The sequence below is a fragment of the Hymenobacter aquaticus genome (assembly GCF_004765605.1).
Classification (GTDB): domain Bacteria; phylum Bacteroidota; class Bacteroidia; order Cytophagales; family Hymenobacteraceae; genus Hymenobacter; species Hymenobacter aquaticus.
Map to the genome: position 1 here is coordinate 1,661,588 of NZ_SRLC01000002.1, position 24,716 is coordinate 1,686,303.

The 24,716-nt window shown below is 61.3% G+C and carries 23 protein-coding genes and 1 tRNA gene; 14 read left to right on the plus strand and 10 right to left on the minus strand.

Annotated elements, in window-relative coordinates:
* The first annotated feature begins 207 nt into the window (after positions 1 to 207).
* On the plus strand, positions 208 to 864 hold the full coding sequence (locus E5K00_RS19660; protein WP_245328354.1) for a flavin reductase family protein: 657 nt from the start codon (positions 208 to 210) through the stop codon (positions 862 to 864).
* Between the two features lie 85 nt (positions 865 to 949).
* Entirely contained in the window at positions 950 to 1,513 is a 564-nt protein-coding gene (locus E5K00_RS19665; RefSeq protein WP_167856957.1) for a DUF4126 family protein, read from the plus strand.
* A 97-nt stretch (positions 1,514 to 1,610) separates the two neighbouring features.
* Here the strand turns inward: E5K00_RS19665 and E5K00_RS19670 are convergent, their stop codons facing one another.
* The gene (locus tag E5K00_RS19670) at positions 1,611 to 1,943 is read right to left on the minus strand and encodes a hypothetical protein (RefSeq protein ID WP_135464972.1); all 333 of its coding nucleotides are present in this window, start codon (positions 1,941 to 1,943) and stop codon (positions 1,611 to 1,613) included.
* Between the two features lie 155 nt (positions 1,944 to 2,098).
* Here E5K00_RS19670 and E5K00_RS19675 point away from each other — a divergent pair, with 155 nt between their 5' ends.
* Positions 2,099 to 2,797, plus strand: a complete 699-nt coding sequence (locus E5K00_RS19675) for a Dph6-related ATP pyrophosphatase (RefSeq protein ID WP_245328355.1) — start codon at positions 2,099 to 2,101, stop codon at positions 2,795 to 2,797.
* Between the two features lie 155 nt (positions 2,798 to 2,952).
* Here E5K00_RS19675 and E5K00_RS19680 read toward each other — a convergent pair whose 3' ends face one another.
* The 3 genes from E5K00_RS19680 to E5K00_RS19690 all read right to left on the minus strand — a co-directional run bounded on the left by E5K00_RS19680 (position 2,953) and on the right by E5K00_RS19690 (position 6,264).
* Positions 2,953 to 3,969, minus strand: a complete 1,017-nt coding sequence (locus tag E5K00_RS19680) for an MBL fold metallo-hydrolase (protein ID WP_135464973.1) — start codon at positions 3,967 to 3,969, stop codon at positions 2,953 to 2,955.
* 144 nt (positions 3,970 to 4,113) lie between these two features.
* Positions 4,114 to 5,637: an HTTM domain-containing protein gene (locus E5K00_RS19685; RefSeq protein WP_135464974.1), complete on the minus strand. Its 1,524-nt coding sequence runs from the start codon at positions 5,635 to 5,637 to the stop codon at positions 4,114 to 4,116.
* 216 nt (positions 5,638 to 5,853) lie between these two features.
* Positions 5,854 to 6,264 (minus strand): hypothetical protein, encoded by a 411-nt coding sequence (locus E5K00_RS19690; RefSeq protein ID WP_135464975.1) that lies wholly within the window; start codon positions 6,262 to 6,264, stop codon positions 5,854 to 5,856.
* Positions 6,265 to 6,487: 223 nt separating this feature from the next.
* Here E5K00_RS19690 and E5K00_RS19695 point away from each other — a divergent pair, with 223 nt between their 5' ends.
* From E5K00_RS19695 to E5K00_RS19705, 3 genes are all read left to right on the plus strand, one after another.
* Positions 6,488 to 6,898 (plus strand): thiol-disulfide oxidoreductase DCC family protein, encoded by a 411-nt coding sequence (locus tag E5K00_RS19695; protein ID WP_135464976.1) that lies wholly within the window; start codon positions 6,488 to 6,490, stop codon positions 6,896 to 6,898.
* A gap of 113 nt (positions 6,899 to 7,011) precedes the next feature.
* Complete coding sequence (locus E5K00_RS19700; protein ID WP_135464977.1) at positions 7,012 to 8,016, plus strand: zinc-binding dehydrogenase; 1,005 nt, start codon at positions 7,012 to 7,014, stop codon at positions 8,014 to 8,016.
* A 107-nt stretch (positions 8,017 to 8,123) separates the two neighbouring features.
* On the plus strand, positions 8,124 to 8,393 hold the full coding sequence (locus tag E5K00_RS19705) for a hypothetical protein (protein ID WP_135464978.1): 270 nt from the start codon (positions 8,124 to 8,126) through the stop codon (positions 8,391 to 8,393).
* 105 nt (positions 8,394 to 8,498) lie between these two features.
* On the opposite strand, the gene E5K00_RS19710 is transcribed toward E5K00_RS19705, so the two are convergent.
* Together E5K00_RS19710 and rfaD are read right to left on the minus strand one after the other, a co-directional pair.
* Positions 8,499 to 9,890: an FAD/NAD(P)-binding protein gene (locus E5K00_RS19710; protein WP_135464979.1), complete on the minus strand. Its 1,392-nt coding sequence runs from the start codon at positions 9,888 to 9,890 to the stop codon at positions 8,499 to 8,501.
* 192 nt (positions 9,891 to 10,082) lie between these two features.
* Positions 10,083 to 11,048, minus strand: a complete 966-nt coding sequence (rfaD, locus tag E5K00_RS19715) for an ADP-glyceromanno-heptose 6-epimerase (protein ID WP_135464980.1) — start codon at positions 11,046 to 11,048, stop codon at positions 10,083 to 10,085.
* A gap of 169 nt (positions 11,049 to 11,217) precedes the next feature.
* Here rfaD and E5K00_RS19720 point away from each other — a divergent pair, with 169 nt between their 5' ends.
* The 4 genes from E5K00_RS19720 (at position 11,218) to lpxB (ending at position 14,883) form a co-directional block, all read left to right on the plus strand.
* Entirely contained in the window at positions 11,218 to 12,147 is a 930-nt protein-coding gene (locus E5K00_RS19720; RefSeq protein ID WP_135464981.1) for an ABC transporter substrate-binding protein, read from the plus strand.
* On the plus strand, positions 12,144 to 13,151 hold the full coding sequence (locus E5K00_RS19725) for a FecCD family ABC transporter permease (RefSeq protein ID WP_135464982.1): 1,008 nt from the start codon (positions 12,144 to 12,146) through the stop codon (positions 13,149 to 13,151). The genes E5K00_RS19720 and E5K00_RS19725 overlap by 4 nt, the downstream gene beginning before the upstream one ends.
* Positions 13,152 to 13,254: 103 nt before the next feature.
* A complete protein-coding gene (locus E5K00_RS19730) occupies positions 13,255 to 13,671 on the plus strand; it encodes a 6-pyruvoyl trahydropterin synthase family protein (RefSeq protein ID WP_135464983.1) in 417 nt (138 codons plus the stop codon).
* Positions 13,672 to 13,773: 102 nt separating this feature from the next.
* Positions 13,774 to 14,883 (plus strand): lipid-A-disaccharide synthase, encoded by a 1,110-nt coding sequence (gene lpxB / locus E5K00_RS19735; protein ID WP_135464984.1) that lies wholly within the window; start codon positions 13,774 to 13,776, stop codon positions 14,881 to 14,883.
* A gap of 595 nt (positions 14,884 to 15,478) precedes the next feature.
* Here the strand turns inward: lpxB and clpX are convergent.
* The 4 genes from clpX to E5K00_RS19760 all read right to left on the minus strand — a co-directional run bounded on the left by clpX (position 15,479) and on the right by E5K00_RS19760 (position 19,377).
* Positions 15,479 to 16,708, minus strand: a complete 1,230-nt coding sequence (gene clpX, locus E5K00_RS19745) for an ATP-dependent Clp protease ATP-binding subunit ClpX (protein WP_135464986.1) — start codon at positions 16,706 to 16,708, stop codon at positions 15,479 to 15,481.
* 334 nt (positions 16,709 to 17,042) lie between these two features.
* The gene (locus E5K00_RS19750; RefSeq protein ID WP_135464987.1) at positions 17,043 to 17,750 is read right to left on the minus strand and encodes a ClpP family protease; all 708 of its coding nucleotides are present in this window, start codon (positions 17,748 to 17,750) and stop codon (positions 17,043 to 17,045) included.
* Positions 17,751 to 17,866: 116 nt separating this feature from the next.
* Positions 17,867 to 19,198, minus strand: a complete 1,332-nt coding sequence (gene tig, locus E5K00_RS19755) for a trigger factor (RefSeq protein WP_135464988.1) — start codon at positions 19,196 to 19,198, stop codon at positions 17,867 to 17,869.
* A 97-nt stretch (positions 19,199 to 19,295) separates the two neighbouring features.
* Positions 19,296 to 19,377 (minus strand) — tRNA-Leu (locus tag E5K00_RS19760).
* 392 nt (positions 19,378 to 19,769) lie between these two features.
* On the opposite strand from E5K00_RS19760, the gene E5K00_RS19765 reads away from it, so the two are divergent.
* The 4 genes from E5K00_RS19765 to E5K00_RS19780 all read left to right on the plus strand — a co-directional run bounded on the left by E5K00_RS19765 (position 19,770) and on the right by E5K00_RS19780 (position 24,226).
* Positions 19,770 to 21,977, plus strand: a complete 2,208-nt coding sequence (locus E5K00_RS19765) for a RelA/SpoT family protein (protein WP_135464989.1) — start codon at positions 19,770 to 19,772, stop codon at positions 21,975 to 21,977.
* Positions 21,978 to 22,125: 148 nt separating this feature from the next.
* On the plus strand, positions 22,126 to 22,599 hold the full coding sequence (locus E5K00_RS19770) for a Fur family transcriptional regulator (protein ID WP_394346329.1): 474 nt from the start codon (positions 22,126 to 22,128) through the stop codon (positions 22,597 to 22,599).
* The gene (locus E5K00_RS19775; RefSeq protein WP_135398235.1) at positions 22,596 to 22,943 is read left to right on the plus strand and encodes an STAS domain-containing protein; all 348 of its coding nucleotides are present in this window, start codon (positions 22,596 to 22,598) and stop codon (positions 22,941 to 22,943) included. Before E5K00_RS19770 ends, E5K00_RS19775 begins: the two co-directional genes overlap by 4 nt.
* On the plus strand, positions 22,943 to 24,226 hold the full coding sequence (locus E5K00_RS19780; RefSeq protein ID WP_135464990.1) for an adenylosuccinate synthase: 1,284 nt from the start codon (positions 22,943 to 22,945) through the stop codon (positions 24,224 to 24,226). The genes E5K00_RS19775 and E5K00_RS19780 overlap by 1 nt, the downstream gene beginning before the upstream one ends.
* Positions 24,227 to 24,716: the final 490 nt, after the last annotated feature.

Consider the following 24,716-nt stretch of genomic DNA (forward strand, 5'->3'; position numbering starts at 1 on the left):
CTCACTACCGTACAACAGCCTCATTTCCGGTCCGCGTGGCGACTGGAAATGAGGCTGTTTGGGTTAGAAAACCAGCCAAAGTAGCCGCGCGGCCGACGAGCCCCCGCCGCCGAATCGGGTGGTAGAGCTGGCAGCAGGGGCCTGCTGCCGGCGGGGCCGCCGGGCTTTTCTGGCGCGGGCCTGAACATTTGGCTGCGTTGCCGGTCCTTGATCCGCACCCAGCCCCAGCCCATGCGCCACCTGACTACCGCCGACCTTGCCGCCTTCGAGAAGGTATACCGCCTGAACCTGATTAACTCCATCACCGGCTACAAGCCCGCCAACCTGATTGGGACAGCCTCGGCCGCCGGCGCGACCAACGTGGCTATTTTCAGCTCCGTCATTCACCTGGGCTCGGCCCCGGCCGTGCTCGGCATCGTGACGCGGCCGGCCACGGTGCCGCGCCACACTTACGAGAACATCAAGGCCACCGGCTGCTACACCATCAACCACGTGGCCGCCGACTTCGTGGCCGCCGCCCACTACACCTCCGCCGATTTTCCGCGGGAAGAATCCGAGTTTGCCCAGTGCGGCCTCACGCCCGTCTACCGCGACGATTTTCCGGCGCCCTACGTCGGCGAGAGCCGTATTGGGCTGGGTCTGCGCCTGCGCGAAGAGCTGCCCATTCACAACGGCACGGTGCTGCTGGTGGGCACCGTCGAGCACATCTACCTGCCCGAGGAAGTGCTGCGCCCCGATGGCACCCTGGATTTGCAGCAGGCTGGGGCCGTCTGCATCTCCGGCCTCGATGGCTACCACCAGGTGGCGCCGCTGGCTTCTTTTGCCTACGCCCGGCTCGGGCAGGGGCCCCAGCCAAAGGCGTGAGAAGCCCGACGAGGCCAACGCCCCGCCCCGGCGTGCGTTAGAGGAGGCAATCAACCCTTTCTTTCGCACGTACTCTTTCCCTGATATGGCAACTCCCTTTTGGCAAACCCTGAGCCTGGGCACCCTGGCTGGCCTGCGCAGCATGACGCCGCTGGCTTTTCTGAGCCGTTCCTTTTCCAAACAGCACTCCGCCGCCATTGCCGCCTCACCGTTTCGGCTGCTGCAGTCGGGTGCGGCGGCTACGGGCCTGAAGGTGCTGGCCGCCGGCGAAATGGTAGCCGACAAGCTGCCCGGCATGCCCGACCGGATTTCGCCTACCGCCCTGTTGGGCCGCAGCCTGTCGGGCGCCCTGATGGGGGCCATGCTCTACAAGTCGGGCCGGCGCTCCTGGCTCGGGGGCGGGCTGCTGGGCGGCTTGGCAGCGGTAGCCGGTACCTTCGGTAGCTTTTATCTGCGCAAGGAGTTGGGCCGGCAAACCCAGCTGCCCGATGCCGTGTGGGCCTTGCTGGAAGACGCCACCGTCGTGGCCAGCAGCCAAGCCGCCAGCCGCCACGCGGCCCAGCCCGCCCGCAGCCGCCGCGACGCCTACGTGCCCCGGCACCGGGCCGCGGCACCTTCCCGCCACGCCAACTACGAGTCGCTGTTTTAGCCGCCGCCACGGAACCGCTTACCCAAAGAAAATCCCGCGCAGCACACGCTACGCGGGATTTTTCTTTGAAGTAAGCAAGTAGATAGCGCCCAGAGGGCTACTGATTGCCGGTGGCTTTGTCGATGGGAGTGGGCTGAGCGGGGGCGGTGGGAGTGGCCGTGCCGGTAGTGCCGCCGGGGGCAGATTCCAGCCCGCTATCCACCGATTGCATCTGGTCGGGGGCCGAGCCCTTACCGGTAGCGGGCTGCACGTTCTGCTCGCCGTTCACGCTGTCCATGTTGGTTTCGATGGTGCGGGCCGGGGGCGCGGTCGAGAAGTCGTTGACGTTCTGCCGGTCTTCGCCGGGCGTGCGCGACCGGTCGCAGGCCGTGGTCAGGGCCGCCGCGGTGCCCAGCAGGGCCGCCAGCACAAAGCGCTGAGTGAGTTTCATAAAGAAGGTGTTTGGAGTTCAGATAAGAGTTGGTGATGCCCTATACGGCAAACCGGGCCCGCGTAGCTGAAGTGTCAGGTGCCCAATATTGCCGGCTTCGGCCCCAAACCCTGCCCCGCTGCCGCCCTCGATTGCCAAAGCTTTAGCTTTGCCCCATGCCTATTCCAGCCCTGATGAACTGGAGCGGGGGCAAAGACTCGGCCCTGGCGCTCTACCATGCCCTCCGCGACCCGCGCTACGCGGTGCGCCACCTGCTCACGAGCGTGAGCCAGCCCTACCAGCGCGTGTCGATGCACGGCGTGCGGGTGGCCCTGCTCGAAGCCCAGGCCCAACAGATTGGCCTGCCGCTCACCAAGCTAGAGCTGCCCGAAGCGCCGGACATGACCCAGTACGAAGAGCTGATGCGCGCCACGTTGGCCCCGCTGCAAGCCCAGGGCCTGCACCACGCCATCTTCGGCGACATTTTCCTGGAAGACCTGCGCGCCTACCGCGAGCAGCAACTGGCCCGGGTGCAAATGCAGGCCGTATTTCCGCTGTGGCAGCGCAGCAGCGCCGATATTCTGCGTGAGTACCTGGCCTTGGGCTTCCGGGCGGTGGTGGTGTGCGTAAACGAGGCCCACCTCGACCAGAGCTTCTGCGGCCGCCTGCTCGACGAGGATTTTCTGCGCGACCTGCCGCCCGGCGTCGACCCCTGCGGCGAAAACGGCGAGTACCACAGCTTCGTGTTTGAGGCGCCCTACTTTCGCCAGCCCATTGCCTTCACCCGGGGTGAAATCGTGCGCCGCACCTACCCGGCCCCCGACGGGGCCGCGCCGGCGGGCTTCTGGTACTGCGACCTGCTGCCCGCCGACTGAGCGCCTCGCCGCTCGGGCGGGTGGTGGCCGAGGCCCTTAGCCTCTGGCTGAAGAAATGGGAAGCTCCCGGCCGAGCAATAGGGCGGAAGCAAACAGGCCACCAGGCTGAACTATATTCAGCCTGGTGGCCTGCGTACCGTTTCATTCTGAGTTGCTTAGAACTCGTAGGAGTCGCGGTGCCGGCGGGCGTACCGCTCGGCGTATTCGTGGTGGCCGCGCCGGGCTTTGGGTTTGTCGCGCAGCAGCAGGTAGCCCAGGCCCCCGACCAGCGCCGCCCCGATAACCCACTTGGGCAGGAGGCTTTCCGTGGCCGGCGGCACCGACACTACACCGGTTTCGTCGGCGACGGCCGGGTGGCCCACGTAGCGGCCCTGCGCGGGCACGGCCCGCTGCTCAAAGTGCAAAGCCAGCTCGTGCAGCTGCCGGCGCAGCTCTTCCCCGTGCATCGGAATGCCGTGGCCGGTAGCGGCAATCTGCGGCTCCAGGGCGGCCAGCTTTTCTACCGAAGCCCGGGCTTGCTGCCAGTCGGGGGTGAAATAGGCGGGCGGGCCGTGCACTTCCTGGCGCTGCTCCCACACCTCCGCGCCCGACTCCTGCTTCACCGTCACGAAGGCGTCGCCGCTGAGCAGGGTCCGGTCGTACTCCCGGAAAAAGGACACGTGGCCCGGCGTATGGCCCGGCGTATGCACCCAGCGCCACTCCGAGAGAAACGGCACGGTGCCGTTCAGGGGCAGGGGCTGCACCCGGGAGCCCAGGTCGATGGGCTTTTTGGGGTAGAGAAACGACATGGCCGCCATAGCGCCCCCGCCCACCGTGGGGTCGGGCGGCGGATACGACGAGCGGCCGGTGAGGTAGGGCAGCTCCAGCGGGTGGGCATACACCGGCACGTTCCACTCCTGGGCCAGCGTTTTGAGGGCCCCGACGTGGTCGAAGTGGCCGTGGGTCAGGATAATGGCCGCCGGCGGGTTGTTGGGGCCGAAAATCGTTTCGGCGTGGTGCTTGATCTTCTCCGCCGAGCCCGGCAGGCCCGCGTCGACGAGCACCCAGGGCTCCAGCGGCGAAGAGGTGTCGCGCACGAAATACAGGTTGGCGAAGACGTTGCGCAGCCCCCAGACTCCGGGCACGACAGCCTGAAGCGCGGGCGTATTGGCGCGGTTTGCGGTGTTTGGCATAGGGGCAAGGTGGGCTAGAGTGGACGGGAAGGAAGAGCGGGCCGGTACTGCCACCGGCTGCTATCCGGCTGAAATACGCAGCTTTTTCGGGTGAGGCCAGGATTCAGAACCGATTTGCGCCCCACCGTTGAGGTTGGCCGACGGCTACGGTTGAGGTTCGCAGCCGCACAGCAGCTCGCGCTTTGGCACGGAAACCTGGTAGTCGGGCAACGACACTTCCTTCATGTAAATGACCTCCAGGCGGCGCAGGGGCGGGTGCGTGGGGTCTTCGTGCCAGATGCGCAGCAGGTAGTTGCAGTAGTAGGGCCGCATGTACTCGTTGCTCACGAACAGATAATTCTCGCTGTACTTGCGCCACCGGTCATTTTTGAAGAGCGCCACCACCGAGGCCGGCTTGGCGTAGGTGGTGGGCTGGCCCTGCCGGTTCAAATCCAGGTGCTGCCCCTGCCGGGTGGTGCCGTCCAGAATGTACCAGCCGTCGTCCTTGAACACGGCCGGCGCGAACATGCCCCAGTGCTGGTCGACGCGAAACAGGTAGCCAAACCAGCGCAGCGGCTGCGACATGTACAGCGAGGGTTGGTTCACGCTGTCCAGGTTCCACCAGAGCACGTAGCCCAGCAGCACGGTCACGGCCGCGTTGCGCAGGTGGCGCAGCAGAGCGCGGCGGCTGTCCGTGAGCTGAAAGCCGGGTTCCAGGCGCAGCCGCACGGGCAGCCGCAGGCGGGCCAGGTGCGGCCGTACCCTTGCCAAGCGCGCCGCCACCCGAGGGCCCAGCCGCTGGCGGCCCCGGGCCAGGCGCTTGTCGAGCCAGTCGAGGACGACAGGCGGCAGCAGCCCCAGCACCGAGGCCATGTTGATCAGGAAAAACAGCCCGACGAACAGCGTAAGGCTGATGCCCAGGTGGAACAAGTACATGACGCCCACAAAAAACAGCCGCCACCATGTGACCCGAAACGGAATAAAGAGCACGAATGGCAGCAGCAGCTCGGTGTAATAGGTGGCAAACGTGAGCCAGTGCAGCAGCCCAGGGTAGGGGTAAAGCAGGCGCCCGCCCGGCAGCAGCACCTGGTCGAGGCTGAGGGCGTAGTAGAGGGCCGTGCCCTCGGTGGTCCACTCCGGGGCGCTTTTCAGCAGGGCCGTGCACCAGTACACCAGCGCAATCTGGACGATGTAAGCCACGGTGGCGGCGCTGAAGTACGTGAGCCGGGCGGGCCGCTCCCGGCCGCGCGCATCCACGGAATACAGGCGGCCCCAGGGCAGAAACAGGGCCCAGAACAGCAGCATCCGCAATAAATCGTCGCCGCCCTGCCCGATAAGCGGGTTGCGGTTTTGCACCGACACCAGCAGCAGCCAGGTCACAAACGTCGCCAGGCGGGTGTGGTAGCCCACCAGCAGGGCCACGGCCCCAGCGGCTTCCAGCAGAAACAATACCGCCTGCGCCTGCCACAAGCCGCTGGCCGCGTGCAGCGAGAACTGGTAGGGGTTCCAGCAGTACTGGTACAACACGTGCAGGGGCAGCACGCCCAGGTTGGAATAGTGGGCTTCCAGATCGGTGCTGCGAATGGCAACGTCGAGCAGCACAACGGCGGCTACCCCGATGCGCAGCAGGGCCAGGGCCCGCAGGTCGACAACGAAAGGACGGCGCAGAAAGCGTAGAATCCGGGGCATAAGCTGCCGCTTCGGGTGAAAAGTAAATGAGAAAGGCGAGCAGAAGCCCCGTCCGGTGGAACGGCGCCCCTGTTCGCCTTACGTAATCGTGCCGGAAACAGCGGCCAATGCGGCCTAACGGGTGGTCGAGCCGCTGGTGGTGCCCACGCCGGTGCTATAAAGAAAGGGCAACCACCTCGTCGGCAATTACCCTTTCTCTGTAGCGGTTAAGCTGGATTATTGGCCGCCGGTAGTACCCGTCGAGCCCGTGCCACCGGCCGTGCTACCCGTGCCACCGGCCGTGCTGCCGCCAGTGGTAGTACCGGCCGTAGAACCCAGCCCGTCCGCGGTGCTGCCGCCGGCCGTGGTGCCGCTGGTAGAGCCCGAACCCGAGCCGCTGGTGCTGCTCATGTCGCCGCTGGTCGAGCCGCTGCCCATGTCCCCGGAGCCGGAGGTGCTGCCGCTCATCGTGCTGCTGGTGTCGGAGCTCATGCCGGCGTCGTTGGTGCTGGTGGCTTCTTCGGTGGCCATGCTGGAGCCGCCGCCGTTTTCGGCCGTGCCGCTGCCGTTGTTGTCGCCGCAGGCACTCAAGGTCAGGGAGCCCACGCAAAGGGCTGCCGCCAGAATCATTATTCGGGGGTTGTGCATAAAATTCGGGTCGAAAGAACAGTGAAAGGTAGTTTTGCTTCTTCTATACGGTTGATTATGAAGTGGTAGCTGGTCGTTGCGTTGAGGATTAATACGGAATTTTCGCAACAAACCCGGATGCGGCAAGTACGCAAACGTCCGTTCGGGACCCTACTGGCGGCCCCGGCATCCTACTTTTCCGCCCTTACGTTGTTAGGGCTTCATACCTGATTTTTCCGAGCTTATGGCCCCTCCGGCAGCTACCATTCTTTTCGATGGGGTGTGCAACCTCTGCAATGGGTTTGTGCAGTTTATCATCCGGCGCGACCCGGCCGGCCGCTTCCGGTTTGCTTCCCTGCAGTCGGAGGCGGGCCGCGCGCTGCTCGCCGAGCATGGCCTGGTCCTGCCCGCCACGGGTCCCGAAACGGTGCTGCTCATCGACGATAAGCGGGTGTATAGCCACTCGACGGCCGTGCTGCGCGTTGCGCGCCACCTGGGCGGGGCCTGGCCGCTGCTCACGGTGTTCCAGCTGGTGCCCGCCGTTCTGCGCGATGCGGCCTACCGCTTCGTGGCCCGCAACCGCTACCGGTGGTTTGGGCAGCGCGAGGCCTGCTGGCTGCCTACCCCCGAGCTGAAACAGCGGTTCCTGCTCTAAAAACCTCTGGCTTCCAGCCGAGCTTCTATTTTTACACCTTCACCCCCAGGCTTGCCGGCCGCTTGGCGGCTTCCGCCTGCTTTTTCGTCCCCATCCCACTCTTTCTTTCCCGTATGCAGGCTCTCCAAATCGACGGCATCAACGAACCCGCCCACCTCCAGGAAATTCCCACGCCCGTGCCCGGTCCCGGCCAGGTGCTGGTGCAGCTGCACGCGGCGGCCCTCAACCACCGCGACGTCTGGATTCAGAAGGGCCAGTACGCCGGTCTGAAGTTTCCCTGCGTGCTGGGTTCCGACGGGGCCGGCGTCGTTACCGAAGTAGGCGACGGCGCCGATGCCAGCCTGCGGGGCCAGGCCGTGCTTATCAACCCCGGCCACAACTGGGGCGACAACCCGCGGGCCCAGGCGCGCAGCTTCACCATTCTGGGGTTGCCCGCGCAAGGCACCTTCGCCGAGTACGTGTGTGTCGGGGCCCGCTACGTGTGCCCGTTGCCCCGGCACCTGAGCTTCGAGCAGGGGGCCGCGTTGCCGCTCGGCGGCGTCACGGCCTACCGGGCCGCGTTTACCCGGGCGGGGTTGCAGGCCGGCGAGCGGGTGCTGATTACCGGCATTGGCGGCGGCGTGGCGTTGCTGGCCCTGCAAATGGCCGTAGCCGTTGGAGCCGAGGTGTGGGTCACGTCGGGCTCGGCCGAAAAGCTGGACCGGGCCCGGCAGCTCGGGGCCCGGGGCGGCATCAGCTACCAGGAAGAAAAATGGGCCGGCACGCTGGTCAAGCAGGCCGGCGGCCCCTTCGACGTGATTATCGACAGTGCGGCCGGCCCGGGCTTCGACGCCCTGCTCGACGCGGCCGCGCCGGGTGGGCGCATCGTGTTCTACGGCGGCACGCTGGGGGCCATTCCGCAGCTGTCCCCGGCCAAGGTGTTCTGGAAGCAGCTCTCCATCCTGGGCTCGACGATGGGCACCGAGCAGGATTTTGCCGCCATGGTCGCCCTGTTCGAGCAGCACCAGCTGGTCCCGGTCGTCGACCAGGTATTTCCCCTGGCCGAGGGCGAAGCCGCGTTGCGCCGCATGGATCAGGGCCAGCAATTCGGGAAAATCGTGCTGAAAATCAGAGACTGAAATCAGGTAAAAATGGTAGAATTATCCGGGTTAAATTGAATGTTGCCGGCCAGGGTTTTGTTATTTCTACAGCTGAGAGTACCACTTTGATCTTGCTGCTGAAGAACATGAAAAACCCCGCTGAATACCTGGAAAATCACGTTTTCGAAGCCCGTCGTCCGCGCAAAGAGCTACAGCCGGTAGTGGCCTACACCGATGCCGTGCAAGCCATTGAGCAAGCCCTGGCCGACGCGGAAAAGTACAAGTACCTGCTGATGCGGGCCCTGCGTCGCCACGCCGACGATATGCGCCCCGCGCAGCCGGTGCCGGCGCCGGTGGGCACCACGCCGGTGCTGCCCCTGTACCCGGCTTTTGAAGAGCGGGAACAGGTGGCCTAATGCCGGTCGTGCTGCCCCCAGTGCCAGCGGGTGGCTTCCTGAGCGGAAGCCACCCGTTTTTGCGTGTTTGTAACTTGAATTAGAAAGGCCGGTTCCGGCAGCGCCTCAGGCCCTGATGCCAAGCGTCTGCAGGTGGTGAGCCAGCGCCAAGGCCTGCTGCCGCAGCTCGGGCACCGCCGTCGACTCGAAGTAGGCGGGCCGCCGGCTGGGGCCCAGGGTGAAAAAGATACCGGACGGGTTGCCGGCCGCGTCGCGCAGGGCGCCGTGCTCATCCGTGGTGATGCCCAGGTGCAGCGCGTCGGGCACCAGGTGGCCGGCGGCGCGCAGGCTGCTTACCAGCGGGTCCGTAATCCGGCTGTAGTCGAGTAGGGGGCCGGTGCAGGAAATAACGTGCTGCACCGTGAGGCGGGCCTGCTGCCCCCGCCGGGCTATGGTCACTTGCAAATCGGGGCCGCTGGCCTGAATATCTTCCACCTTGCCCAGCTGCATGCGCACCAGGCCCGCATCCAGCATGCGCTGCACGGCCTGGGCGTTCTGGGGCGGGCTGCGGTGCCGCACCACCGACCAGATGGAAGCCACGTGGCGCAGAAAGCGCGCCTGCTCGGCCAGCGGCCACGCCTGCCAGATCTGACCCAGGTGGGGCCGCAACGAGTCGATAACCGGGCGCCAGTCGTGGCCTTGCGCCCGGGCCGCGCGCACGTGGCGGCGCACCACCCGCACCACCTCGGCCACGGTAGTGAGGCCGGCCAAGTCGGTAGCGTAGAAGCTGGGGTAAGTCTGGCCCAATGGGCCGTGCACCGTCGGCCAGCGGCCACTGCGGGCTACGACCGTTACCTGCCCGTAGTGCCCGTCGGCGGCCAGGCCCAGCAGCACGTCCACGGCCGTGAGGCCCGAGCCGATGAGCAGCACCGTATCGTCGGGCGCAATGTTGAGCAGGGCCTGCGGGCCCCAGGGGTTGGGGTGGTAGCGGGCGTGGCGGCGCACTTCCGGGCTCAGCCGGAGGTTGGGAGCCGGCGCAAAGTTGCCGAGGGCCAGCACCACCTGCTCACTGACGATTTCGTGGCCGTCGGCCAGGCGCACGGTGGCCGTTTGCCCGGCCGGGTCGGGCGTGGCGGCCACGGCCTTCTGATGATGACAAAAAAAGCGGATGCCGTTCCGGGAAGGCCAGGCCAGAACCTCTTCTGTGAGCTGTTGCAGGTAGCGGCCGTAGGTTTGGCGGGAGCAGAAGCCGCCCTCACACGCGGTGGCCTTGCTGTTGGCCAGCCAGTCGGTGAAGTGGGTGGGCTGCTGGGGGAAGGCGCTCAGGAAAGGGGCCCGCACGTTGAGCAGGTATTCTTTGCGGCGCGCCGAATACGCCAGTCCCGGCCCCGGCACGGGACGGGGCTCCACCAGGTGCACGTCCCACGCGTAGGGGCCGCCGGGCAGCTGCGCGAGCTGCACCAGCAGCATGGAGCCGGAGAAGCCTCCGCCCAGAATCGTAATGGTTCGTCGTGACACCGTGGCTGGTTGTGGGGTAGGAGCGGGAGCGGAATTCGGGGAGAAAATGCGCGAAAAATTCCAGTTGGAAAAATTCGGCCGCCCCGCCGTTGGCCAGTGGCCCAAAAACAAGCCGCCCGGCCGCGTATTACATACGGCCGGGCGGCAGGAAAGACGAAGCGCAACGGGCAAAAAACCGCGCCGGCCGTTTGGTTACAGGTACAGGCCCGGCACCAGATAGTTGCGCACGTAGTCGTCGATGCCGTCTTCGAGCTTGGTGAAGGGCCGGTCGTAGCCGATGCTGCGCAGCTTGCTCATGTCGGCCTGGGTGAAGTACTGGTAGGTGTCGCGGATGTCCTCGGGCGTGTCGCGGAAGCGGATGTCGGCGGGGCGGTCCAGGGCTTTGAACGTGTTCAGGGTCAGATCCAGGAAGGTGCGCGCCTCGCCGGTGCCCAGGTTGTAGATGCCCGAGTGCTGGCGGTTCTGCATCAGAAAGAAGCACACTTCCACCAGGTCCTTCACGTACACGAAGTCGCGCTGCTGCTCGCCGTCGGCGTAATCGGGGTTGTGGGAGCGGAACAGCGTCATGGAGCCGTGCTGCCGGATCTGCTCGAAGGCATGGAAAATCACCGAAGCCATGCGGCCCTTGTGGTACTCGTTGGGCCCGTACACGTTGAAAAACTTCAGGCCGGCCCAGAAAAACGGCTTTTCCGCCTGCTGCACGGCCCAGTTGTCGAAGTCGTTCTTCGAGTCGCCGTAAGGGTTCAGGGGGCGCAGCAGGGGCAGCAGGGCGTCGTCGTCGGAGTAGCCCAGCGTGCCCGAGCCGTAGGTGGCCGCCGAGGAGGCATACACCAGCGGCAGCTGATACTGGCAGCAGGCCCGCCACATTTTCTGCGAGTACTCCACGTTGAGCAGGTCGAAGATGGCCTTGTCCTGCTCGGTGGTGTCGGTGCGGGCCCCGAGGTGGAAGATGAACTCCACCTGCTCGTGGTTTTGGTCGAGCCAGTCGAAAAACTCGTTGCGGTCCACGTACTCGCGCAGGCGCTTGCCTTTCAGGTTGGCGAGCTTGCGCTCCACGGCGAAATTATCCACCACGACAATGTCGTTGAAGTTGGCGGCGTTCAGGCGGGTAACAAGGCAGCTGGCAATAAAGCCGGCCGCTCCGGTGACAACAATCATAAGGCTGATATTTTGGCCAAAAGTAGGGAAAAAGGACGGGTGGGTGCGCAGTAATGGTTCCGACAAGCCGGCACTTTGCCCCGACGGTTCCCGCAGAGGTACGCAGTGGTTTGCGCAGAGGACGCAGAGCGCGGCTGAAAAGCAACGGGTCCGCGCTACCTTTGGCCCCATGATGCGTTTTCCGTTTCCGCTGTCGACTCTGCTTTGGTCCGCGTTGCTGCTCACTGCCACGGTCGGCTGCCAATCCCACGACCAGCCGGCGGCCGGCGCCGCGGCCCCGGCCACGCAGCGCGTCACCGACGACGTGGGCCACCAGCTCACCATTCCGGCCCGGCCGCGCCGCATCATGTCGTTGGCCGCCTCGATGACCGAAATGCTGTTTGCCGTGGCCGATACCGCCACCATCGTGGCCCGCACCCAGGTGTGCGACTATCCCAAAGCGGCCCTGCGCAAGCAGGTTATCAGCAGCTACCCGCTCGACCTGGAAGGCCTCGTGGCCCTGCACCCCGACGTGGTGTTTACTACCGAAGGCATTACGTCCCTGGATGATATTGCCCGGCTGGAAAAGCTCGGTATTCCGGTGTATTGCCAGCGCTACACGTCTGTGGAGGATGTGCTGCGCGGCATCACCGACCTGGGCCGCCTGCTGAACCGCCCCGCCCCGGCCCGCCACCTCACCGATTCGCTCCGGACCGCGCTACGGGCCGTCGAGCAGCTGCCCCGGCCCGGCCGGCCGCCGGCGGTGCTGGCCATTACCTGGCAGGACCCGATTTACGTCTACGGCGAGAATACGCTGTTTACGGATAAAATCCGCCGGGCCGGGGGCCGCAATGCCGTAACCGAGCACTTCGCCCAGCCCTACCCGGCCCTGACGCGCGAGTACATCCTCAAGCTCAATCCGGAGGTGCTCATCGGCGGCAGCTTCGGCAAGCTGGACAGCACCTTTTTCAAAGCTTACCCCGAGCTGAAGCGGATCAAGGCGTACCAGAACCACCGGGTCTACGCCGTAACCGGCGACCTGATGGAGCGGCCCAGCCCGCGCGTGGTCGAGTCGGTGCGGGAGCTGCAACGCCTGATCTGGGCCCCGCCCGCCCCATGAGCCGCCGGGCCGCCCCCTGGATTCTGGCCAGCCTCGCGCTGATGGCCGTGCTGGTCGTGCTGGGGCTGCGCATCGGCAGCTTCGCCACCGATTACGCCTTTATCGGAAGCACGCTGCTGCATTATAATTCCCACGACCCGGCCCAGCTGGCGTTGGTGGAGCTGCGGCTGCCGCGCATCGTTATGGCTCTGCTGGCCGGCGGGGGGCTGGCCGTGAGTGGCTACCTGATGCAGGCTATGGTCAACAACGCCCTGGCCGACCCGTATCTGCTGGGGACGGCCTCGGGGGCTTCTTTGGGGGCTATTCTGTGCTTTTCCCTGGTGCCCAGCCTCACCGTGGCGGGCCTCTACCTGCCGCCGCTGGCCGCCCTGGCCGGCGCCCTGGCCACCACGCTGCTGGTGGTGGCGCTGGGCAGCCAGCGGGGCCAGCTGATTCCCGGGCAGCTGCTGCTGGCCGGCGTGGCCATCAGCTCCCTCACCGCCGCGCTGGGCGGGCTGCTGTCGTTTCTGGCCAGCTCCGAAGGCCAGCTGCGCACGGTGGTGTTCTGGGCTATGGGCAGCTTCGAGCGGGCCGGCTGGGACGTGCTGCCGTACCCGGCCGGGGCGTTGGCGGCGGCGCTGTTGCTGCTCGTATTCCTGCAAAAAGACCTCAACGTGCTGCTCCTGGGCGAGGAGCGGGCCCAGACCCTGGGCGTGCACGTAGCCCGCACCCGCTGGATTCTGGTCGTGACGGCCGCCGCCCTGACCGGCTGCGTGGTGGCCCTGTGCGGCCCCGTGGGCTTCGTGGGCTTGATGGTGCCCCACCTCACGCGGTGGCTGCTGGGCGTCACGGGCCGGGCCAACCTGCTGTTCTGCGCTCTGCTCGGGGCCGACTTCCTGCTGGGCTGCGACCTGCTGGCCCGGCTGCTCTACCCGCCGGCCGGTCTGCCCGTTGGTCTTATCACGGCCTTATTCGGCGTACCGTTCTTCGTATATTTGCTGCGCAAAAAGCGCGTTGCGCTTTAACCGGGGTCCTGGCTGGTTGCGTTAAACGACGGAAAGCCGCCTGTTTTTCAGCACGCAACCAGCCGCCAGCAACAGCGGCCCCATCCACTTCAGTACCCAACGAATGATTTACGTCAGCCGGCAGGAGCATTTCAACGCCGCTCATAAGCTCTATAACCCTGCCTGGACCGAGGAGCGCAACAAGGAAGTGTTCGGCCCCTGCGCCAATACCAACTGGCACGGCCACAACTACGACCTGATTGTGACCGTGAAGGGCCAGCCCGACCCGGAAACCGGCTTCGTCATCGACCTCAAGCAGCTCAGCACCCTCATCCGGGAGCACATCGTCGACCAGGTCGACCACAAAAACCTCAACCTGGACGTGCCCTTTATGAAGGACCAGCTAGCCAGCACCGAGAACCTGGTCGTGGCCTTCTGGGAGATTCTGAACCGCGAGATTCCCAAAATTTCCCGCGCCCAGCTGCACTGCATCAAGCTCTACGAAACGCCCCGCAACTTCGTAGAATACTACGGCGAATAATCAATTCTGAATTATGAATTCTGAAACATGAATTGTCCTGCATTACTGGTTCAGCACAAGCCATACTTCAGAATTCATAATTCATAATTCAGAATTAACTAGATGAAATACTACCTGATTGCGGGTGAGCGTTCCGGCGATTTCCACGCTTCCCACCTCATGCGCGAGCTGCGCCAGCAGGACCCCGAAGCCGAGTTTCGCGGCTGGGGCGGCGACATGATGCAGGCGCAGGGCGGCACGCTGGTGCACCACTACCAGGAAATGGCCATTATGGGCTTCTGGGAGGCCGCTACCAGCATCCTCAAGTTTCGGGGCTACCTCAAGGAGTGCCAGCGCGACATCGAGGCCTACCAGCCCGACGTGGTGATTCTGGTGGATTATGCCGGCTTCAACATGCGGGTGGCCAAGTTTGCCAAGCAGCAGGGCTTCAAAGTATTCTACTACATTTCGCCCAAGATCTGGGCCTGGAACCAGGGCCGTGTGCACAAGGTGAAAGCCCTGGTCGACAAGATGTTCGTGATTCTGCCCTTCGAGCAGGAGTTCTACCAGCGCTTCGACTACCAGGTCGACTACATTGGCAACCCCACCGTGGACGCCATTGCCGAGCACGTGCCCAGCCCCGATTTCTACCAGCGCAACAACCTCAATCCGCAGCGGCCCATCATTGCGGTGCTGCCCGGCTCGCGCAAGCAGGAAATCGAGGAGATGCTCTACGAAATGACGGCCATCATCCCGCCGTTTCTCGACTACCAGTTCATCGTGGCCGGCGTCACCAATCTGGACCGGAACTACTACGCCAACTTCGAGCGCAACAACGTCCGCATCCTCTTCGACCAGACCTACGATTTGCTCAGCCACGCCAAGGCCGCCCTGGTCACCAGCGGCACGGCTACGCTCGAAACGGCTTTGTTCAACGTGCCCCAGGTGGTGTGCTACCGCACCAGCGCCGTGTCCTACGCCATTGGCAAGGCCGTTATCAAGGTGCCCTACATTTCCCTGGTCAACCTGATTGCCGGCAAGGAAGTCGTCAAGGAACTCATCCAGGGCGAATTCAACTCCCGCAACCTGGTAACGGAGCTCAAGAAGGTGCTACAGGACGACGCATTCATTGCCCAGCAGAAAGCCGGCTACGCCGAACTGCAGGAAAAGCTGGGCCGCAACAACGCCGCCAAGAAAGCCGCCGAGCTGATGGTGGGGTACTTGAAGAAGTAGCTTCGTACCGAAGCCTGATAAGCAGCATTATCAAATTCTGCAGTCTACTGTAGCTGTAACCAGATACATATATGCGAGTAAATAGCTGGCTTTCTTTGCTCCTGCTTGTATTGTCCATGCTAGTCTTCACTGGTCATGCTCGTGGGCAGTCTGTTGTTGGTACTTGGCAAATCAGGACGAAACAAATAGGTAGTGGACTCCAGGAGAGCTATGTATTCAAAGCGGATAAGTCATTCGAGTATAGGGTAAACTCGGATGACGGTTTGCAGAGAATACGGGCTCTTGGTGGTACGTATACCTATAAGCCAGGTGACTTACGATTAACGATTACGTATACCAAGGAAGTCGTAGGAGGAACAATTGAGCGTAGCCATTTTCTGGGGAGCAATGACTCTTGGGCTATAGAAGGAGGGACGATACAAAAGCGTGCGGTTCCAAAGCCAGCAGTTCAATACCTAACTCTTGACTTTGTAAGTCCGACGATTATTATCGTTGATGAAGGCAATAAATTCTATAAAGTGAATTGACATAAAAAAAGCCGGGGCCATAATGTAAGTCACATTATGGCCCCGGCTTTTTAACTTTTACTGAATTCTTACGCCGCGCGCAGCTGCTTCAGCGGCGACTTCTCAAACTTGCTCTGCGCATAGTCCAGGTCGATAACCAACTCCTTGGCATCGGCGTCCGAGGGCATATCGAACATGGCGTCGGTCATGATACTCTCGCAGATGCTGCGCAGACCGCGGGCCCCCAAACGGTACTCGTCAGCTTTCAGCACGATGTACTCCAGGGCCTCCTCGGTGAAGCTCAACTCGATGTTCTCCATTTCGAACAGACGGGCGTACTGCTTCACAATCGAGTTTTTGGGCTCGGTCAGGATTTTGCGCAGCGTGGCGTGGTCCAGCGGGTTGAGGTGAGTCAGCACGGGCAGGCGGCCGATGAGCTCGGGGATCAGGCCAAACGCCTTCAGATCCACGGCCGTCACGTAGCGCAGGAAGTTATTGGTGTCTACTTTCTCCGAGAGCTGCGTTTTGGCGAAGCCCATAGGCTTGGTGTTCAGGCGGCTCTTGATGATCCGGTCGATGCCCACGAAGGCGCCGCCGCAGATGAACAGGATGTTCTCGGTGTTCACCGTAATCATCTTCTGCTCGGGGTGCTTGCGGCCGCCGTGGGGCGGTACGTTCACCGTGGTGCCTTCGAGCAGCTTCAGCATGGCCTGCTGCACGCCCTCGCCGCTCACGTCGCGCGTGATGCTGGGGTTGTCGCTCTTGCGGGCAATCTTGTCGACTTCGTCGATGTAGACGATGCCGCGCTCGGCGGCTTCCACGTTGTAATCGGCGGCTTGCAGCAGGCGGGTCAGGATGCTTTCCACGTCTTCGCCCACGTAGCCAGCCTCGGTCAGCACGGTGGCGTCGGCAATGCAGAAGGGCACTTGCAGGATGTTGGCCAGCATTTTGGCCAGGAAGGTCTTGCCCGTGCCGGTTTCGCCCACCATGATGATGTTCGATTTTTCAATCGTCACGTCGTCCTTGCCGGCCGTTTTGGGCTGCATCAGGCGCTTGTAGTGGTTGTACACCGCCACCGACATCACCTTCTTGGCTTCGTCCTGGCCCACCACGTACTGGTCCAGGTACTCCTTCATTTCCCGGGGTTTCACCAGGTTAAACTTGGGCGTCTTGGAGTTCGAGCGGATCTTGTTCTCCTCGTTCAATATCTGCTGGGCCTGACCCACGCACCGCTCACAGATGTGCGCGTTGATGCCGGAAATCATGACCGAGACATCTTTTTTGCTCTTGCCGCAGAAGGAGCACGTTATATCTGCCATTGCTAGGACTCTCAGGATAGGGGGTAGGAAAGCCTCGTTTTGCCCGAAGCCACCCCAAAGGTACGAAAACGCAAACGCCGGACGCAGCAAAAAAAGTTGCTGACGGTCGGGTCTCTACTTAAAAGAACCAAAAGCCCGCCTCCAGGTTGTCAACCGAAAGCGGGCTTTTAAGTATTTATAACGAACGGCTTAGAACGTCATTCCGAGCCTGTCGCGCATCAAGCGAGGTGCCGAGGAATCTCGCTTGCCATGGTAACCAGATTACTGTGGCAATGTCAGCACGCGAGATGTCTCGCTAAAGCTCGACATGACGTTTTGAAAAATTCAGAACAGCCTAAGCCGACTTTTTCTCCAGCACTTCGTCGATCAGGCCGTACTCTTTGGCTTCGTCGGCGCGCATCCAGTAGTCACGCTCCGAGTTGTCGTAGATTTCCTGGTAGGTTTTGCCGCTGTGCTTGGCCAGAATATCGTACAGCTCCTTCTTCAGCTTGAGAATCTCGCGGGCCGTGATTTCAATGTCCGTCGACTGGCCTTGGGCACCACCCGAGGGCTGGTGAATCATGACGCGGGCGTGGGGCAGGGCCGAACGCTTGTCTTTGGCGCCACCGGCGAGCAGCACGGCACCCATCGAGGCGGCTAGGCCGGTGCAGATGGTGGCCACGTCGGGGTTCACGTACTGCATCGTGTCGTAGATACCCAGGCCGGCGTACACCGAGCCACCGGGCGAGTTGATGTAGAGCAGAATGTCCTTCTTGCTGTCGGCCGACTCCAGGAACAGCAGCTGGGCGGTAATGATGTTGGCAATATAATCGTCGACGGCCGTGCCCAGGAACACGATGCGGTCCATGATCAGACGGGAGAATACGTCGATTTCGCGGAAGTTCTGCGGCCGCTCCTCAATCACCGAACGGGTCATGTTGGTCGGCATCATCATGCCGGCGCGCACCTGGCCTTCCACGTGGTTCAGATACTGATCCACGCCCAGGCCGCTCAGGCCCTGTCCTTTGACGGCGAATTTGCGGAACTCTTGTTTATTCAGCATGGGGAAAATGTAGGGTAGAGAAGATGTAGAAACGGAACCTGACGGGCAACAAAAAAGCCCTGACTGGCAAGTAAGGGCTTTTTTGTTGGTTACAAAACCAAGATGCTGGCTAAGGCTTAGCTGGCACCCTGAGTCCGGAAGTCCTCGGCCGAAATCGGGTTGTCATTAACAACAACTTTGCCGCGCAGGTTTTCGATGACTTTCTCTGCCAGAATGGCCTCATACTCCTGAACGTAGTTTTTGCCGTTGTCCTGGCGCAGGTAGTTATCGGCGAAGCCGCGTACCGATTCCTGCAGCTCCTCGCTGATTTCGGGCAGGTTGAACTGGCCCATGATCTTCTGCATGGTGCGCTCGATGATTTCGTCGTTCGACACCTTCAGGCCCTGCTCCTCAACGACTTTGTTGCGGATCATCGACCATTTCAGCTCCTTCTCATAGTCGGAGTAGTGCTCGTCCACCTGCTCGGCGGTCAGCTTGCCTTCGTTGGCCCGCACCAGCCACTTCTTGAAGAACTCCGTTGGAATCTGCACCGTGGTAGCGTCTACCATCTTGTCGATGATCTGACGATTTACCAGGTTTTCCGACTCCCGGTCATAGTTCTCCTGTACCGTGGCGCGCACTTTCTCGTCGAACTCCTCTTTCGAAGTCACGATGTCCTTGCCAAATACCTTGTCGAACAGTTCCTGGTCGTGCTCGGGCTTGGTGGTGCGGTTGATTTTCTCCACCGTCAGGGTGTAGTCGCCGCTGATGTTGGCGGCCTCTTCCTTGGAGTGGCCCGAGAAGTTGGCAATGGCCGAAGCGTCGCCGCCGAAAGCGTCCGACAAATCGAACGTCAGCACGTCGCCGGGCTTCACGCCGATGAACTTGTCGGCGCCGTTCTTCACCTTATTGATGGGCAGCAGCACGGGGCGCTCGGTAGCTTCGTCGTCGCCTTTCTTAAGCTTACCGTACAGGTAGTCACCGGCTTCCGAAACCTCGGGGTTGGTGCTTTCGCCAAACTGACGGCCAATCTGGTCGTAGGTTTCTTCCAGCGTGGTATCGTCGAGGGTCACCTGGTGACGGTCGATGGTGATAGACTGGTCGGCGGGCAGCTCGAAGTCGGGCAGCAAACCCAGCTCAAACTTGAAGTCGAACTCCTTGTCGGTGTCAAAATTCACGTCGCTGGGCACGGGCAGGGGCTCACCGAGGATTTTGATGTTGTTTTCCTTGATGTAGCCGTCGACAGCCTTACCGAGCAGGGCGTTGATTTCCTCGCCCAATACGCCTTTGCCGTACATCTTGCGCACCAGCCCAACGGGCACTTTGCCGGGGCGGAAGCCTTTGATCTGGGCTTTCTTGCTGTATTCTTTCAGCTTCTCGTCCACGGCGGGCGAGTAGTCAGCTTCCGTCAGGTGTACTGTCAGGATGGCACTAAGCTGATCGTCGTTTTTGTCGAAGGAGATATTCAAAGCGGGTCGTCGGTTAAAGTAAAGGAATCGAAGGGGGCGAAAAAGAAACCCCCAACGGGTGGGTTGAGGGCTCAGGGTACTGTTGAAAACTAATCTGTGCGGATGGAGGGACTCGAACCCACACGCCTTGCGGCACCAGATCCTAAGTCTGGCACGTCTACCAATTTCGCCACATCCGCGGTTCCCGGGCCTATTGCCTCGGGGCCGCAAAGCTACGCAAGCATCCCGAATATTCAAACCTGGGTTCAAAATTGGCTCGGAAAGTGGGCGGGAAGTGGGCGGGAAGTGGAAACTGAAGGGGGTAAAGCGCAGAAAGCAACTGCTTTCCGGTTCAATCAGAACGTCATGCTGAGCTTGCCGAAGCATCTCTACTGCTTCGTTGCACGATATTGATCAGCACTGCGGTAGAGATGCTTCGACTTCGCTCAGCATGACGTTCTTGCAAACTTCAACCCCGCAAGGATTTCCCGCTCCGCTTTGTTATAAATGCAGCTGGGACGTAAATCCCGCCCCGGCCTTCGTACTTTCGTAAGCGTAGTAAACTCCGAAGCCCCGCGCTTCCCCCCGCATAATGGCCACTCTGATTGACCCCGAAGTAGAACGCAACGAGATTCTTCGCCACTACCGGCGCCTGCTGCGTACCGCCAAGCCCTACCTGTCCGGCAACGACGCTAAGCTCATCAAAAAGGCGTTTAACACCTCCCTGGAAGCCCACAAGGAGATGCGCCGCAAATCCGGGGAGCCCTACATTCTGCACCCGCTGGCCGTGGCCCAGATTGCCGTTGAAGAAATCGGGCTGGGCACCACCAGCATCGTGGCGGCCCTGCTGCACGACGTGGTGGAAGACACGCCCTGGGAAATTTCCGACGTGGAGCGCGAGTTCGGCCCCCGCGTGGCCCAGATTGTGGACGGGCTGACCAAGATTTCCGGCGTCTTCGAATACGGTACTTCCGAGCAGGCCGAGAACTTCCGCAAGATGCTGCTCACCTTGTCGGAAGACGTGCGCGTAATTCTGATCAAGATTGCCGACCGCCTGCACAACATGCGCACGCTCGACTCGATGCCGCGCCACAAGCAGCTCAAGATTGCCTCCGAAACCATTTACCTCTACGCCCCGCTGGCCCACCGCCTGGGCCTCTACGCCATCAAGAGCGAGCTGGAGGACTTGTACCTGAAATATACCGACACCGAAGTCTACAACGACCTTACCAACAAAGTCCGCCAGAGCCGGGGCGCGCGCAACCGCTTTATTAAGGAGTTCGTGGCGCCCATCGACGAGGAGCTGAAAGCCCAGGGCTTCGGCTTCGAAATCAAGGGCCGGCCCAAGAGCATCTATTCCATCCTGCGCAAAATGCGCAAGCAGAACGTGACCTTCGACGAAGTCTACGACCTGTTTGCCATCCGCGTCATCCTCGACGTGCCCCAGGAGCAGGAAAAAGCCGCTTGCTGGCAGGTCTACAGCATTGTCACCGACTTCTACCAGCCCAACCCCGACCGGCTCCGCGACTGGGTCAGCACGCCCAAGGCCAACGGTTACGAGAGCCTGCACACCACCGTTATGTCGCGCACCGGGCAGTGGGTCGAGGTTCAGATTCGCAGCCGCCGCATGGACGACATTGCCGAGAAAGGCTACGCGGCGCACTGGAAATACAAGGATACTGGCTCGGTGCAGCCCGAATCGACGCTCGAAGCCTGGATTGCCAAAGTGCGGGAAATGCTCGAAACCAATAATTCCAGCGCCCTGGAATTCATGGACGAGTTCCGCCAGAACCTGTTCGTGAAGGAAGTCTACGCCTTTACGCCCAAGGGCAAGCTGGTCATTCTGCCCGACAAAGCCACGGCCCTGGACTTCGCCTTCGACATTCACACCCACATCGGCCTGCAGTGCCTCGGGGCCAAAGTCAACCAGAAGCTGGAGCCGCTGAGCTACCAGCTGCGCAACGGCGACCAGGTCGAGATCCTGACCTCGCACAAGCAGCGGCCCACCGAGGAATGGCTGCAGTACGTCATTACCTCCAAGGCGCGGGGAAAAATCAAGGAGTGGCTGCGCGACGACAAGAAAGCCAAGTCGGAAGACGGCCGCTTTATCGTGGAAAAGCGCCTGGAGCTGCTCGGCATCGAAAACAACCAGGACAATCTGAACCGCATGTTGGCTCACTTCAACATGTACAACCCCCAGGATTTCTACTACCGCATTGCCATCGGCCAGCTCGATGGCCGCGAAATCAAGGAAGCCCTCTTCGACCCAACCCAGGAAGCGCCGCGCAGCCCGTCCATTCTCGAGCCGAAAGCCTTCGACCAGGAAGTGCAGAAAATCCGGGGCGTGCGGGCCGATATGCTGGTGATAGGGGAGGAGACCCAGAAGTTCGACTACACCATCGCGCCCTGCTGCAACCCGATTCCCGGCGACGACGTGTTCGGCTTCGAAACCGAGCAGGGCATTGTTATTCACCGCACCTCCTGCCCCAAGGCCGTGGAAATGATGTCCAACTACGGCAACCGCATCGTGCGCGCCAAGTGGACCGACCAGCTCGAACTGGCTTTCCTGGCCGGCATCCGCATCAAGGGCTCCGACCGGGTGGGCCTGGTCAACGACGTGACGCGCATTATTTCCAACAGCCTGAAAGTGAACATGCGCTCCATCACCATCGACTCCAACGACGGGTTCTTTGAGGGCCAGATCATGGTATTCGTCAACGACACGGACCACCTCAACAAGATGATTCAGCGGCTTTCCAAGGTGAATGGCGTGTTGCTGGTCGAGCGGTTTGCTTCCTAGGTTCTAAAAAGTTTAAAAAGTATTAAGCAGTACAAAAGCCATGATGACTGATGCGCGTTGCCGGAACCATGCGTTTCCCTGCCGGTTATAGCCTGCGAAACGCATTGCTTTCACTACCTTTGGTACTCCTTATATATAAGGTCACATAATGTTGGATAAAGAGAAGTTCGAGGAGGTAAAGAAGATTTTCACCGCCTACCTCGAAAACAAAGGCCTGCGCAAAACATCCGAACGGTATTCCATTCTGGAGGAAATCTACTCCCGAACCGGCCATTTCGACGTGGAAGAACTCTACGCCGGCATGAAGGACCAGGGCTTGCAGGTCAGCCGCGCTACGGTCTACAACACCCTCGATTTGCTCGTCGAGCACGGCCTGGTCAGCAAGCACCAGTTTGGCCGCAACCTGGCCCAGTACGAGAAGTCCTACGGCTACCGCCAGCACGACCACGTCATCTGCACCGAGTGCCACAAGGTCGTCGAGTTCTGCGACCCGCGCATTCACGGCATCCAAACCATGGTCGGGGAGCTTTTGAATTTCCATATCTTGCACCACTCTTTAAACCTCTACGGCGTTTGTGGCGACTGCCGCGCTAAAGCAGCCGCCCGCGCAGCCAGCGAATGAAAACTGAATCTACCGTAAGCAACGGCATCCTGCACGTGCGCCTGACCGGCGACCTGATCGGCAGCCCCGACACCCAACAGCTCCTGCAGTCCGTCGACGACCACCTGGGCGAGTCCGTCATGCTCTGCGCCGTCGATTTGTCGGGGGTGCGCTACATCAACAGCACCGGCATCGGCGTCCTTGTTTCGCTGCTCACCAAGTTCCGCAGCCGCGGCGGCGAGCTGGTCTTGATTAATCCCGCCGACCACCCCCGTAAGATGCTGGCCCTGACCAAGCTTAACGCCATCTTCACCATTGCTGAAAACGAAACGGCAGCCGCCGAAGTCCTCAAATCCGCTAGCTAATGCCCGTTGACGTACTTGTAGGCCTACAGTGGGGCGACGAAGGAAAAGGAAAGATTGTTGACGTACTGGCCCCTACTTACGACGTAGTAGCCCGCTTCCAGGGTGGCCCCAATGCCGGCCACACCCTCACGTTCGACGGAATCAAGCACGTGCTGCACCAAGTTCCCTCGGGCATTTTTCACCCGCATATTATTAATGTCGTCGGCAACGGCGTGGTGCTCGACCCCGTCGTGTTCCGCGTCGAGCTCCAGAAGCTCACCGACCGGGGTGTCGAGTGGGCTAAAAACCTGCACATCTCCAAAAAAGCCCAGCTTATCCTGCCTTCCCACCGCGCCCTCGACCGAATTTTGGAGGAAGCCCGGGGTGGTGGCAAAATCGGCTCGACGCTGAAAGGCATCGGCCCTACCTACCAGGACAAAATCGGCCGCACCGGCCTGCGCGTCGGCGACATCTTGGCCGCCGACTTTCAGGACCGCTACAATGAAGCCGTGGCCCGGCACGCCACCCTGGCCAGCTTTCACGGTCAGCAGCTCGATATCGAGCAGGCCGAAGCCGAGTTCTTCTCCGCCATCGACTTCCTGCGCACCCTGCAGCTCGCCGACACGGAGTACTTGTTGAATGACCTGCTGCGCCAGGGCAAGCAAATTCTTGCCGAAGGTGCTCAAGGGTCTTTATTGGATATCGATTTCGGCACGTATCCTTTCGTTACTTCCTCCAGCACCATCGTGGCTGGCGCCTGCACCGGCTTAGGTATTGCTCCTCGCCATATAGATAAAGTGTATGGTATCAGCAAAGCCTACTGCACCCGCGTTGGCAGTGGCCCGTTTCCCACGGAGCTCCATGATGAAGTCGGCGAGCAAATTCGCGCCGCCGGCCGCGAGTTCGGGGCCACCACCGGCCGCCCCCGCCGTTGCGGCTGGATCGATCTGCCCGCCCTGCGCTATAGCATCATGCTAAACGGCGTAACCGAAATTCACCTCATGAAGGCCGATGTGCTGGATGAGTTCGATGAAATCCGCATTTGCACGCACTATCGCAACCCGGAAGGCGAGGAAACCAATCAGCTTCCCGACCTGAGCGACCTGCAAACCATGAAGCCCGTATACACGAGCTTGCCTGGCTGGAAAGTGAATCTGCAGCAAATTAACTCCGCCGATGCTCTTCCCAAAGAGCTAAAAGAATACGTTCAGTTTCTCGAAACTCACTTAGAGGTGCCCATCAGCATCGTCAGCGTTGGCCCCGATAGGGTAAGTACCCTATACATGGCTGAATCAGTAGCTTAAATAATACTAGTTAAGCGAATGGGGCAGGGAAAGTTTCTTTCCTGTCCCATTCGTATTTTCAAGGGTCCTAGTCCAGCGTATCTAGTCAATCGAAAAAAATAGCAAGAATTATGAACTTGTAATCAGTGCTAAGAAGTTATGCCACAGCCTACTTGATAAAATCAAGATAAGCAAAACGGCGGTCTTTAACGGAAAAGTGGGGGAACAGGTTTGGAAAAGCGAATCGTATCCTGCACTTTTGCACTCCCAAATCGAACGGAGGCGGGGCGACAGACACCGGACGAACCGCTCGAAAAAAAAAGTTTTCGATTGGTTTGGAAAGTAGAAAACGAAGCACTTACCTTTGCACTCCCAAATCGAACGGAAGCGGGCTACGAACGAGGAAAGAAAAAGTTTTCTGAGTTGTTTGGAAAGTACGAAAAAAGGTTCTTACCTTTGCAGCCCGCTTCGGAAGGAAGGGGACGGCCGCTGAGACCAGCAGACGAAAGCA

Coding starts and splice junctions, on each gene's coding strand:
- E5K00_RS19665 (WP_167856957.1), top strand. CDS start 950: ATGGCAACTCCCTTTTGGCAAACCCTGAGCCTGGGCACCCTGGCTGGC.
- E5K00_RS19670 (WP_135464972.1), bottom strand. CDS start 1,943: ATGAAACTCACTCAGCGCTTTGTGCTGGCGGCCCTGCTGGGCACCGCG.
- E5K00_RS19675 (WP_245328355.1), top strand. CDS start 2,099: ATGCCTATTCCAGCCCTGATGAACTGGAGCGGGGGCAAAGACTCGGCC.
- E5K00_RS19680 (WP_135464973.1), bottom strand. CDS start 3,969: ATGCCAAACACCGCAAACCGCGCCAATACGCCCGCGCTTCAGGCTGTC.
- E5K00_RS19685 (WP_135464974.1), bottom strand. CDS start 5,637: ATGCCCCGGATTCTACGCTTTCTGCGCCGTCCTTTCGTTGTCGACCTG.
- E5K00_RS19690 (WP_135464975.1), bottom strand. CDS start 6,264: ATGCACAACCCCCGAATAATGATTCTGGCGGCAGCCCTTTGCGTGGGC.
- E5K00_RS19695 (WP_135464976.1), top strand. CDS start 6,488: ATGGCCCCTCCGGCAGCTACCATTCTTTTCGATGGGGTGTGCAACCTC.
- E5K00_RS19700 (WP_135464977.1), top strand. CDS start 7,012: ATGCAGGCTCTCCAAATCGACGGCATCAACGAACCCGCCCACCTCCAG.
- E5K00_RS19705 (WP_135464978.1), top strand. CDS start 8,124: ATGAAAAACCCCGCTGAATACCTGGAAAATCACGTTTTCGAAGCCCGT.
- rfaD (WP_135464980.1), bottom strand. CDS start 11,048: ATGATTGTTGTCACCGGAGCGGCCGGCTTTATTGCCAGCTGCCTTGTT.
- E5K00_RS19720 (WP_135464981.1), top strand. CDS start 11,218: ATGATGCGTTTTCCGTTTCCGCTGTCGACTCTGCTTTGGTCCGCGTTG.
- E5K00_RS19725 (WP_135464982.1), top strand. CDS start 12,144: ATGAGCCGCCGGGCCGCCCCCTGGATTCTGGCCAGCCTCGCGCTGATG.
- E5K00_RS19730 (WP_135464983.1), top strand. CDS start 13,255: ATGATTTACGTCAGCCGGCAGGAGCATTTCAACGCCGCTCATAAGCTC.
- lpxB (WP_135464984.1), top strand. CDS start 13,774: ATGAAATACTACCTGATTGCGGGTGAGCGTTCCGGCGATTTCCACGCT.
- clpX (WP_135464986.1), bottom strand. CDS start 16,708: ATGGCAGATATAACGTGCTCCTTCTGCGGCAAGAGCAAAAAAGATGTC.
- E5K00_RS19750 (WP_135464987.1), bottom strand. CDS start 17,750: ATGCTGAATAAACAAGAGTTCCGCAAATTCGCCGTCAAAGGACAGGGC.
- E5K00_RS19765 (WP_135464989.1), top strand. CDS start 19,770: ATGGCCACTCTGATTGACCCCGAAGTAGAACGCAACGAGATTCTTCGC.
- E5K00_RS19770 (WP_394346329.1), top strand. CDS start 22,126: ATGTTGGATAAAGAGAAGTTCGAGGAGGTAAAGAAGATTTTCACCGCC.
- E5K00_RS19775 (WP_135398235.1), top strand. CDS start 22,596: ATGAAAACTGAATCTACCGTAAGCAACGGCATCCTGCACGTGCGCCTG.
- E5K00_RS19780 (WP_135464990.1), top strand. CDS start 22,943: ATGCCCGTTGACGTACTTGTAGGCCTACAGTGGGGCGACGAAGGAAAA.